13 protein-coding genes are annotated in these 11,545 nt (G+C 44.1%); 10 read left to right on the top strand and 3 right to left on the bottom strand.

All coding sequences use genetic code 11. From position 1 onward, the window contains the following. The first annotated feature begins 79 nt into the window (after positions 1–79). On the top strand, positions 80–1,327 hold the full coding sequence (locus JQM82_RS12115) for an aminotransferase class I/II-fold pyridoxal phosphate-dependent enzyme (RefSeq protein ID WP_235250596.1): 1,248 nt from the start codon (positions 80–82) through the stop codon (positions 1,325–1,327). A 54-nt stretch (positions 1,328–1,381) separates the two neighbouring features. Here JQM82_RS12115 and JQM82_RS12110 read toward each other — a convergent pair whose 3' ends face one another. Beyond that, the gene (locus JQM82_RS12110; protein ID WP_235250595.1) at positions 1,382–2,110 is read right to left on the bottom strand and encodes a flavodoxin family protein; all 729 of its coding nucleotides are present in this window, start codon (positions 2,108–2,110) and stop codon (positions 1,382–1,384) included. Positions 2,111–2,321: 211 nt separating this feature from the next. Here JQM82_RS12110 and JQM82_RS12105 point away from each other — a divergent pair, with 211 nt between their 5' ends. Continuing rightward, positions 2,322–4,976, top strand: a complete 2,655-nt coding sequence (locus JQM82_RS12105) for an ATP-dependent RecD-like DNA helicase (protein WP_235250594.1) — start codon at positions 2,322–2,324, stop codon at positions 4,974–4,976. A gap of 34 nt (positions 4,977–5,010) precedes the next feature. Then, positions 5,011–5,259: a hypothetical protein gene (locus JQM82_RS12100; protein WP_235250593.1), complete on the top strand. Its 249-nt coding sequence runs from the start codon at positions 5,011–5,013 to the stop codon at positions 5,257–5,259. Positions 5,260–5,710: 451 nt separating this feature from the next. Here the strand turns inward: JQM82_RS12100 and JQM82_RS12095 are convergent, their stop codons facing one another. After that, complete coding sequence (locus JQM82_RS12095; RefSeq protein WP_235250592.1) at positions 5,711–6,256, bottom strand: helix-turn-helix domain-containing protein; 546 nt, start codon at positions 6,254–6,256, stop codon at positions 5,711–5,713. A 204-nt stretch (positions 6,257–6,460) separates the two neighbouring features. Here JQM82_RS12095 and JQM82_RS12090 point away from each other — a divergent pair, with 204 nt between their 5' ends. From JQM82_RS12090 to JQM82_RS12060, 7 genes are all read left to right on the top strand, one after another. Further along, entirely contained in the window at positions 6,461–6,676 is a 216-nt protein-coding gene (locus JQM82_RS12090) for a hypothetical protein (RefSeq protein WP_235250591.1), read from the top strand. 268 nt (positions 6,677–6,944) lie between these two features. Continuing rightward, positions 6,945–7,964 (top strand): ADP-ribosylglycohydrolase family protein, encoded by a 1,020-nt coding sequence (locus JQM82_RS12085; protein WP_235250590.1) that lies wholly within the window; start codon positions 6,945–6,947, stop codon positions 7,962–7,964. A 75-nt stretch (positions 7,965–8,039) separates the two neighbouring features. Further along, a complete protein-coding gene (locus tag JQM82_RS12080; RefSeq protein WP_235250589.1) occupies positions 8,040–8,942 on the top strand; it encodes a helix-turn-helix domain-containing protein in 903 nt (300 codons plus the stop codon). A gap of 89 nt (positions 8,943–9,031) precedes the next feature. Next, the gene (locus tag JQM82_RS12075) at positions 9,032–9,589 is read left to right on the top strand and encodes a biotin transporter BioY (RefSeq protein ID WP_235250588.1); all 558 of its coding nucleotides are present in this window, start codon (positions 9,032–9,034) and stop codon (positions 9,587–9,589) included. Then, entirely contained in the window at positions 9,573–10,010 is a 438-nt protein-coding gene (locus JQM82_RS12070; RefSeq protein ID WP_235250587.1) for a DUF1284 domain-containing protein, read from the top strand. Before JQM82_RS12075 ends, JQM82_RS12070 begins: the two co-directional genes overlap by 17 nt. 174 nt (positions 10,011–10,184) lie before the next feature. Then, positions 10,185–10,469, top strand: a complete 285-nt coding sequence (locus JQM82_RS12065) for a hypothetical protein (protein WP_235250585.1) — start codon at positions 10,185–10,187, stop codon at positions 10,467–10,469. An 8-nt stretch (positions 10,470–10,477) separates the two neighbouring features. Further along, entirely contained in the window at positions 10,478–10,933 is a 456-nt protein-coding gene (locus JQM82_RS12060) for a YaiI/YqxD family protein (protein ID WP_235250584.1), read from the top strand. A gap of 15 nt (positions 10,934–10,948) precedes the next feature. Here the strand turns inward: JQM82_RS12060 and JQM82_RS12055 are convergent, their stop codons facing one another. Further along, positions 10,949–11,455, bottom strand: coding sequence for a GNAT family N-acetyltransferase (locus JQM82_RS12055; protein WP_235250583.1), 507 nt, complete (start codon positions 11,453–11,455; stop codon positions 10,949–10,951). Positions 11,456–11,545 lie beyond the last annotated feature (90 nt).

The raw sequence follows: 11,545 nt of genomic DNA, 5'->3' as shown, positions 1-11,545 counted from the left end.
GGTATTTGATTATATTACCCGCCAGCCGTATGATAAAGACAGATAAAGAAATTATTTTCTGACAAGGTGGGGGAAAGATATGAAGGAGATTTTAAGAGCAAAAAGAATGGAAATGATTCACTCTGACATCAGAGGACCGTTATTTGTAGAAGCGATGGACATGCAGGCAAGGGGAATTGATGTTTTGAGGCTGAATACGGGAAATCCGGCGACTTTTGGATTTAAACAGCCGGAAAGCATTGAGCGTGCGTTGGAAAGCCATACGGCCGATGGCGTTGGATACTGTGATTTTAAAGGAATGCCGAAAGCGAGAGAAGCGATCTGCGAATATGAGAAATCGAAAGGAATCAAAGGCATTACACCGGATGATGTATTCATCGGAAATGGTGTCAGTGAAGTCGTGTCTTTTGCTCTTATGCCTCTGTTGAATGATGGAGATGAGGTCCTTGTGCCGACACCGAGTTATTCCATCTGGGGGAATTCCGTATATCTTGCAGGAGGAAAGCCGGTATTCTATGTCTGTGATGAAAAATCCGGCTGGTATCCGGATATTCAGGATATCCGCTCCAAGATCACACCAAAGACGAAGGCAATGGTAATCATCAACCCGAATAATCCGACAGGAGTTCTGTATCCGAAGGAAGTACTGGAAGAGATCGTACAGGTGGCAAGAGAAGCCGGTATTCTTCTGTTTGCAGATGAGATCTATGACAGACTGGTAATGGATGGACTGGAGCATGTATCGCTTGCGTCCCTTGCGGAAGATCTTCCGGTGGTGACAATGAACGGTCTATCCAAGTCTCATTGCTTATGTGGCTATCGCTGCGGATGGATGGTCATCAGCGGACCGAGGCATCTGACAGAAGATTACAGACAGGGGATCATTCAGCTTACATCCCTGAGGCTGTGTGCGAATACGCTTGCACAGATCGTCATTCCGGCGGCTCTGGACGATATGGAAACACCGGCATCCATGGTTCGGCCGGGAGGAAGGATCTATGAACAGAGAGAGGCAACGGTAAGAGAGCTGGAAAAGATTAATGGAATTTCATTTGTAAAAAATAACAGCGCTTTTTACATTTTCCCGAAACTGGATGTGAAGAAATTCCACATCACAGAGGACAGAGTGTTTGCCAGAGATCTCCTTCACGCAACCAATATACTTCTGGTTCCGGGAAGCGGATTTGACTGGCAGGATCCAGATCATTTCCGAATCGTAATGCTGCCGGAGGCAGAAGTGCTTGCAGACGCTGTGAAACGGATGGGCGAGTTCCTGGACGGATATAAGCAGGGAGAAGTAAGAGGAATCGGAAGAAAAACTGCATAGTATGGCTTGTAGAATATATGCCCTCCTGCATCTTTGGGATGCAGGAGGTGTTTTTTATGGCAGAAGAAAAAAGTAATTTTTTTGCAGTGGGGATTTCCAGGGCCGTTTTTTTCCATGCCAGCCCTTCTTATCCCAGTATTCGTAATCCGGCTCCGCCGGCGGAAAATGCATGTGTGCAAAACGCATCAGGGTAAACCATTTTTTCGCTCTTCTGTTATATCCGCGTTCTCCTTCATGGATCTGAATCTGATGTGCGATCCGGTCAGTCTTTTTATGGATTTTCTGAAGGATCTTTTCCGGGATCTCTTCCGGTTTGGTTGCCTGTACTCCGATGCCGAGCTCATAGATCTTATGGACTCCCCACATCTCAAGGCTGTCAGCCATGTCCTTGACGGTACTTTTCATGCCGCCTCCGGCAGCAGTACTGATGACGACGGCCTGTTTTTTGCTCATTTCCGGAAGGGGACGGTGAACGACCCACCAGGTTCCGAAGTGGTCCAGGAGATTCATCATGGAACCGGTGGCATGATAGACATAGACCGGGCTTTCCAGTATCAGTAGATCTGCCTCAAGAAGTGCGTCGATCAAAGGCTTGAGTGCCTGATAATGCGGACATCTGGATAGATCCGTCTGAAAGCAGGTAAAGCAGCCGAGACATGGCTGATTAAAATCCCGCGGCAGAAAAAATTCCCGGATGTCTCCGCCTGCTTTTGCCGCGATCTCTCTTGCCACCATGCAGGTGCTGCCTTCATGACTTTGTCCGTGGATGATTACTGTTTTCATAGTATAAGTCCCTCTTTTCTAATATTTCTTTACAACGTATATTACATAGGAAAACCGGTCAGAATGCCGGATCAGGTTGTATATATGGAATCTGATCATATTATAGACCGGATGATTAGATCCTGATAGGACGGGATTATAGTAGATTGTGTCTGTTTTATAGGAAAGGACGGAGAGCGCAGAGAATCCGGCACATTTTATCAGGTATGCATTGAATGACAGCGCAAATCAGTATAAAATTGTGGAAGGAGAAGATGTCGGAACGGAGGAATATCACATGGAGCGTCTGCGCTGTGTTGTGGAAAGAATTACATATCAGAATACAGAAAATGGTTACACGGTACTGAAGTGTGCAGTGAAAAATTATAATGATCTTGTGACGGTTGTCGGGATTATGCCGGATACCCATGTGGGTTCTGTTCTTTTACTGGAAGGTATGTGGAAAATGGATGCCAGATACGGGAGGCAGTTTGCTGTTGAAAAGTTTGAGGAGACGCTGCCTGCTACTGTATATGGTATTGAAAAATATCTTGGTTCCGGACTGATCAAGGGTGTGGGACCGAAATTTGCAAAGCGGATCGTAGAGAAATTCGGAAAGGATACACTGGATGTAATTGAAGAGAATCCGGACGAACTGATCAAGGTGGAAGGGATCGGGAAGGTCCGCGTGGAGCGGATCAAGAACAGCTGGCAGGAACAGAAAGAGATCAAGAACATCATGCTGTTTCTTCAGAGCCATGAAGTCAGTACGACGCATGCAACCAGAATCTTTAAGACTTATGGAAGTGAAAGTATTCAGATCGTCAAGGAGAATCCATACCGGCTGGCAGATGATATCTGGGGGATCGGATTCAAAACCGCAGATGCGATTGCCGCTAAGATGGGACTGGAGAAAGGAAAGTTCATACGTCTGAGAAGTGGAATTTTGTATACATTGAACAGGCTGTCTGAAAGTGGGCATTGCTATGCGGATCGTGAACAGTTGATTGATACAGCGGCGGAGCTGTTAGAAGTAGAGACGCCGGAACTGGAGATCACGCTGGATGAGATGCTGCGGTCGGAAGACGTGATAAAAGAAGAAGAAGCAATCTATCTGCCGCCTTTTTATTTTTCGGAGACCGGATGTGCAAAGCGTCTGATCGGGCTTATGTCTGCAAAAAGACAGATCAACATGAATCCGGAGGCCATCATACAGAAGGTGATGCAAAGTTCTGACATTGTCTACGATGAGATACAGCTGGAAGCAGTGCGGACGGCCATTTCCTCAAAAGTCATGATTCTGACCGGGGGACCCGGAACCGGAAAAACGACAACTACATTAGGAATCATATCAGCCTATCAACTGGCAGGCAGTAAGATCCTGCTGGCAGCGCCGACAGGAAGAGCTGCAAAACGCATGTCGGAAGCAACGGGCATGGAAGCGAAGACCATTCACCGTCTGTTGGAATACAAGCCACCGGAAGGCTATCAAAAGAATGAAGAGCATCCGCTGGAAGGGGATGTCCTGATTCTGGATGAATGTTCTATGGTGGATATCATGCTGATGTACAATCTGTTGAAAGCGCTTCCGGAGCATATGACTCTGATCCTGGTGGGAGATACGGATCAGCTTCCCAGTGTCGGCGCAGGCAATGTATTGAAGGATATGATAGATTCCGGGCGAATTCCGGTGGTGCGCCTGACAAGGATCTTCCGGCAGGCGCAGGGGAGCCGTATCATTATGAATGCGCATCGTATCAATAAAGGAGAAGCCATTGATATGCGCGGCGGAAAAGAATCTGACTTTTTCTTCGCGAGTAAAGATACGAATGAGGAAGTCGTAGAGACGCTTGTTCAGTACTGTACGAAGAATCTTCCGCGGTACTATCATGTAGATCCGTTCCGGGATATTCAGGTACTGACTCCGATGCAGCGGGGAATCTGTGGGGCGGCGAATCTCAACCAGGTGCTGCAGGAAGCCATGAATCCGACCAGTCTGTGCCTTCGCAGAGGAGGCACCCAGTATCGGCTGCATGATAAGGTGATGCAGATTCGGAATGATTATGAGAAAGAAGTATTCAATGGTGACATCGGAACGGTTACGAAAGTAGATACAGAAGAACGGGAACTGGTCGTGAGCTTCGATGGAAGAGAGGTACTCTATGATGTAACAGAGCTGGACGAGCTGGTACTTGCATATGCGGTTACGATCCACAAGTCTCAGGGGAGCGAATACCCGATCGTCGTGATGCCATTTACCATGAGCCACTATGTGATGCTCCAGAGAAATCTGCTTTATACGGGTGTCACCAGGGCAAAAAAGATTCTTGTGCTGATCGGTGAACGGAAAGCCGTATACTATGCCATAAAAAATGAAACAACCACAGACCGCAATACAAAGCTGGCGGACCGTCTGAAGGAGGACAGTCGGGAATCAATGGAAGCAGGACAGTCGATGATACGGAAAAAGGAGAAGATGATCGTCTATAAAGGAAGTCTGCAGCCGTCTGTGTTATCGGAGAGTCCGGCGGCATATGAAGGAAGTCTGTGGAAGCGACTGTCACAGTCAAGATTTCGCAGCAGCTTTTCGCTGAAAGCCAATGACCGGTATTATGTATCTGAAAAGGGAATGGATACGGTCCGAAGTCATGCAAAGGATTTTGTTGAAAAACGCCTGGCGCCGGCCAGACCACACAATGACGGAAAGCAGACACCCATGCGGGGACATCCGGTTTTTATCGCACAGCATGCAACCGGCACCTGCTGCCGCGGATGCCTGGAAAAATGGCATCACATTCCGCAGGGACGGGAAATGACAGAAAGCGAACAGGCGTATGTAGTAGATGTGATCATGGAATGGATTCATCGGCAGATGAACCTGAGTTGATGAATGAGAGCAGTTAAAGAAGAGAGAAGGAAAGGTGCAGAAAGGTGTAATGATGGATCGGAAAAAAGAATCGGAAAAGCGATTACTGGCATTTGAAACCATGCTGGAAGCAGTGCAGAAGAATTATGAAGATGTGAATCAGAAAATGGGTCGGTTAAAAAAAGAAGGAAAAGAAAAGACAGCAACATACCGCCAGCTCATGGGAAATAAACTGCAGTATCAGAATATGCTTTCCCTGTATCAGATCTATGGGTTGCTGGATGATGAGAATCATATAGATTAAGATGAAAATATATTTCGCTGAATTGGAGAAACTTAGAATTATTTTGGCGGATAGGATGCAAAAAAAGGAAGAAGTAATCGGCTGTAAACCAAGTAAAAAGTGGGTTGAGCAGATAGAAAGAGTGAATTGTAAAAAGATATCTGCCATAAATCAAGGATAAATGGAATATAGAAGTGGTTTTAGCAGATAGAATACAAAGAAAGAAAGGAACTATACGCTGTAAATCAAGTTATAGAAGAGAAATAAGCGGATAGGATTGTGATTTGGAAGGAATCTATCTGCTTCGAATCAAACTAAAGGTGTAAAATGGGCGGATAGGAAGAGTAGGTTGAAGGAATCTATCTGCTTTAAAGCATATTTTGGTAACAAAAATGCTGTATTTATGAGTCATTTGGAGTTTCGCAAACGCCTGGATTATATAATAAAAAGTTTGGCGGCGGATTTGTCTTCACTATGTTGAAGAATTATTAAATCCGGTACCGGCGGAGAGTTTCTCTTTTTCGGCATTCAGAAGATCGATGTTGATGTTATTTTCACTGGCTGTTTTATCAATCCACAGGTTCAGAGAATCAATTGCCAGAGATACTTCATCCAGCTTCCTGCTGATAAATGCAAAGTCACGGATCTCATCATCGGTAATCTTTCCATCCCGGGTAATCTGGATCAGACGGTTGGTAAGAGGACTGATGTCGTTGAGACTGGCAATGGTTTCAAGGATGATATTGGATAATTCTGCAACTTCAATTTCCGGTACATAGCGTGCTCCGATGGCACACCGGTGAGAGCAGTAATAATTACACAGATCCGGACGCTTATAACAGTCTGCCATCTGGATCACATCATAAGGGGTGGGATCCTGCAGATCATATTCGATTTTTTCAATTCTGGAAGCAGAGACGCCGGTCATCTTTTCACTGGCCTTTTCCCGGGTAAGTCCCTGCTCTTCCCGGCATAGCTGATAGATATTTTTATTTTTTCTTGTTGACTGTTTTCCCATAATCATTTCCTCTTTATTTCTCAAAAAACAGAGAAATACACGGTGTTAATTCTGTTTATTAAGCGTGTATTTATGATATACATGTTATTATACTGGAAGTATGGCAATCCGACAAGCAAAAACAGGAAGACGGTGGATGTATGGATGTAAGAAAAAGAATGCAGCTGATCCGGACGAGAATGTCCGGTGGGAAGGAGAAAAGATATGTTAACATTATTATTTGCAATTTGTATGATATGGGTATTTGTAAAGTTGTTTTTCTTTGGTATTAAGGCGGCCTGGGGAATATCCAGATTTTTATTAACGATCGTACTGCTGCCGGTAATTCTGATCGTAATGGTAGTTGGCGGACTGATTTACATCGCATTTCCGGTCCTGCTTATCGTTGGGATTGTATCGCTGTTTATGTCAAGACAGTAAGACCCGTGAACTGTCATTTTAGGTAAGACAGTAAGTCAAAAGGTGGAAAGAGAGTAAAACAGGTGTCGTTTTTATAAGACACCTGATGGCTTATCCTATTGCTTAGATAAAGGGAAATCACTCAGAATCAGGCAAAGGAGAGGTCGTAAATGAAAGGATATAATACAGAAAACGGTTATATGGGATATGTAGATGGAAGTTATCAGTTATTTGCATGTGAAGCAGATTACATTGAATGGATGGAAGAATAACAGGAGGAGAAAAGAGTATGAAAGCAGAGCAAAAGATTCTGGGATGTCTGATCGGTGGGGCAGCAGGAGATGCGCTGGGATATGCGGTTGAATTCTGGGGAGAAAAGCAGATATCTAATGTTTATGGGGAGACCGGCATCAGAGAATATAGTCTGATAGAAGGAGAAGCAAAGATATCTGACGATACGCAGATGACACTTTTTACTGCAGCGGGAATTCTGCTTGCTGATCATCCGGAAGATTATACATCGTTTATATGCGGACAGTATCAGGCATGTAGAGAATGGCTGATGACGCAGGAAAGAGGCAATATAAAGTCAAAGACCTGGCTGTATGAGATTCCGAAAATGCATGCGAGGCGTGCGCCGGGAATTACCTGTCTGAATGCGCTTAGAGGAAAAGAGATGGGAGGAATATATGAACCGGTGAACAACAGTAAAGGATGCGGCGGTGTCATGAGAGTTGCACCGATTGGCTTATTCTATACGACAGAGAGACTTTCGATAGAAGATATAGACCGTATGGGAGCAGGAGCGGCAGCGATTACCCATGGGCATCCGCTGGGATTTTTGCCTGCTGCCGGGCTGGTTCACATCATTCAGAGAATCTGTCACAATCCGGATATGTCCCTGATGGAGGCAGTGGAAGATATGATTGATGTCGTTCCGTGTCTGTATCCGGACTTTGAAGGCTTTAATCAGGTGTTCGAAACGCTGATGCGAAAGGCGGTTCATCTGTCTAAAACAGAGATGTCTGATCTGGATGCCATTCATGAGCTGGGAGAAGGATGGGTTGGAGAAGAGGCATTGGCGATCGCGGTTTACTGTGCTTTAAAACATGAGCAGGACTTTGACGCGGCAATATGTGCCTCGGTGAATCATAAGGGAGACAGTGATTCGACGGGAGCAATTACCGGAAATATTCTTGGCGCATATCTCGGATATGACGGGATACCGGAAAAATATATACAGAATCTGGAAATGCGTGAAGTCATAGAACGGATGGCTGTTGAATTGTCAGAAAAAGCACCGGAATAGAAAATTCTACTTTGAAGGGGTGTTGTGTGGCGGAAAAAATGCGTATGCTGTATCTGTGAGAGAGGAGGCGGTGTTATGGATCTTATTAAGATTGGAAAATATATCGCATCAAAAAGAAAGTCTCTTGGATTAACGCAGGCACAATTAGCAGAAAAACTGGGAATGAGCGATAAGTCGGTTTCGAAATGGGAGCGAGGAATATGTCTGCCGGATGTTTCGGTGTATATAGAACTATGTGATATTCTCGGAATTTCGTTAAATGAGTTCATTGCAGGGGAAGATCTGACGCGGGAAAATATGATAAGGCAGTCGGAAGAAAACCTGATCCAGATCAGTGCAGATGGAAACGCCAGGAGAAAAAAGCTACAGAGGATTATTGTGATACTCCTCTGTGTCGTCGTATTTGGAAGCGGTGCATTGTTTTGTGTTTTATATATGAATGGATGCTTTAGAAACAATTATATTGCTCCGATAGCGAAAGACAGCACGGAGATGAAAACAGCAGAAGTACTGTCCGGAGTAGATGGTGCGTATATGTATCGTTATACGACGGATGGGGCTTACAAAAGTATGACAATGTCCCTTTGTGTGTACGAGAGCGGAAGGATTGTCAGTAAGGAAGAAATCCTTAGCACTTCTATAGAAAGCGAAGCACAGCAGGAGGGAATGATAGCGATTGTTCCTGAATTTGATCAGTTTAAAGTAAAGGTAGTTGTTGCAGACGGAGAAGCAAAATATGCTACAGAATTTCAGATATTGGAAGGTGTAAATGAAAGAGAATATTATGGAAGATCTGCTTCGGAGATAGAAAGAAATATTAATATTTCTAAAAACACGAATCAAGGACTTGTTGTGCTGATTTATGATAATGATGAATTACAAGGAACTCCTGTTGAGGATATTGAGAATGAGATGGCAGGTACGGAAAATGACTATATGTACTACCTGTCTGTCACATTTAATAGCAGCAAAATGTAAACTTAAAAAAGTAAAAGGTTGACAATAGAACAAAGGAATGTTAAATTATTGTCGTGCTAAAATTATTACATAATCAGGAGGAAGTAATTATGAGTTCTGTTGAAGCAACCAGAAATAAAACTTATGACATGGTATATATTGCAATCTTTGCGGTGCTTATGGCGATATGTTCATGGATATCCATTCCAATGGCGGTACCGTTTACCTTACAGACATTTGGCGTGTTTATGGCTGTTGGTATACTGGGTGGAAAAAGAGGAACATTTGCGGTATTGATCTATATTATTCTCGGAGCAATCGGAGTGCCGGTTTTCGCCGGATTCAGTGGTGGAATCGGAGTTCTGTTAAGTTCAACCGGAGGATATATCATAGGATTTCTGTTTTCTGCACTGGTCATGTGGGGAATGGAAACATTATGGGGCAAAAAACCGGTAGTTCAGATTCTTTCTATGATTGTCGGGCTGATCGTGTGTTATGCACTGGGAACCATATGGTTCATGATCATATATGCCAGAGATACAGGTGCAGTGGGACTTGGAACCGTTCTTGGATGGTGTGTGATTCCGTTTATCATCCCGGATCTGGTAAAGATTGCACTGGCATATGTTCTTTCCCGGAGGCTTCGGAACTATGTGCCTTTCCAATAATAATAGAAACAATGATGTGTCGGAAGTCCCGATTCGTCCACATCATGGAATGTGTCTTGCATATTTCATAGGGAAAGGATACAGTGAAGGATTTTCAGCACATATGGAACATATGCTGCATGTGTTCCAGAGCAATATTCCGGTAAGGCTTGTAGTACATATGGATGAAATCTGTTCCGCCTGTCCGAATAATGACAACAATCTTTGTAGTACATCAGATAAGGTTACTTTATATGATAAGGAAGTGCTGGAACAATGTGGTCTCTCTGAGGGAATGAAACTGGATTTCCTTGAATTTGCAGGAATCATTCAGAAGAAAATCATAGATTCCGGAATGCGGGAACAGATCTGTGGCGACTGTCAATGGAATGAAATATGCAGTGAACACCAAAGCCGCTGGAAAACATTAGAAATACGATAATGAGTCAAGAGTGAATGCGCGCTCTCTTACCAGACCGGTAGGAGGGCGTTTTTTTCGAAAGTCAGAGAAAAGTTGCTGCAAAAGATGCTACAATTATGAAATAAGCGTTGGAAAAAGAGATAACAAGTGGCATACTATATGCATAGAATATCTGATATGAGAAGAGAGAAGAGTATGAAACCAAAATCAAAGAAAAGTCTTGAATTATATGATATTATGGTCCGGCGAGGATATCCGGAGGAATTCTGTGATCTGATCACCCGGAATCTGAATACTGATTTTACCGCGAAGCGCATGATCGGTTACCTGTCACATTATAAAAAGCTTCCTATGGAAGAGATTGTGGATGAAATGCTTGCGATATTGAGCGACAGAAATATGATCATGCAGAAAAAAGAAATGGAAAGCACGAACCAGGCATGGAATGAGTTCCTGATGCATGGATTTGAGGAAGAATAAAGAGGAAGATGAAGATCTATGTAGATGCCGATGCGTGTCCTGTGGTACGTATCGTAGAGAGAATGGCGAAAAAATATGATATATCATGTGTACTGCTGTGCGACACAAACCATATCATGACCTCTGATTACAGCGAGGTGATCACGGTTGGTGCCGGGGCAGATGCAGTTGACTTTCGGCTGGTCGCGCTCCTTGCCAGAGGTGATATCTGTGTGACGCAGGATTATGGGGTGGCGGCGATGGCACTGGGCAAGGGATGCTTTGCAATACATCAGAGCGGTCGCTGGTATACCAATGATAATATTGATCAAATGCTGATGGAACGCCATCTTGCGAAAAAAGCGCGTCGAAGCAGCAAGAAGAATCATCTGAAAGGCCCCTCAAAAAGGACAGTGGAGGATGACCGGAGATTTGAAGAGTCCTTTGAAAAAATGATTCGAAAGGCAATGGATCTGCCTCTGTAATGCAGTAGCTGAATGTTATTTACAGTATAAGTAGCGGCAGATTCTGCGTTCTGCGTCCTGGTACAGTCCCATACCTTCGTATTGTTTCTGAAATCCGCAGCGTTCCAGTACTTTCCTGGAAGCAAGATTATCTGCAAGACAGATGCCTTTGATTGCCGTGATGTTAAGCTGCTTCATAATGACAGGAAGGAAGGCGGTCACAGCTTCGGTAGCATAACCCTGCCTGGTGTAGGCAGCGCCGATATGGTAACCGATCTCCCAGGAATCGTCAGTAAGCGGCACCGCCTGGATATATCCGATATTGGTGGCGTCCTTCAGAAGAATCGGGTAGACAAGTGGACCTTCTCCGGAAGTGTAGCAATCCATCAGGAAAGCAATAGTCTGGGCTGCTTCTTCAACGGTTTCGAATACTTCATCCGGGACGAAGCGTCTGTTGTCTTCGTCAAGAGAATTCAGATGTACACTTTTTGCCATGTCTGGATTTAATTCTGTAATAAGCAATCTTTCTGTTTCTATATTCATGATTTAGTTCTCCTTTTTTATCCTTTCTATGATATTTCACAAAAATCATAGAAATTAGTTTTTCTGTGATATGATAATAGTATCATATAT

This window comes from Faecalicatena contorta, from assembly GCF_021531995.1.
Taxonomy (GTDB): domain Bacteria; phylum Bacillota; class Clostridia; order Lachnospirales; family Lachnospiraceae; genus Dorea_A; species Dorea_A contorta_A.
The sequence above is the reverse complement of the archived record's forward strand: the minus strand, read 5'-3'. Positions and strand labels throughout refer to the sequence as shown.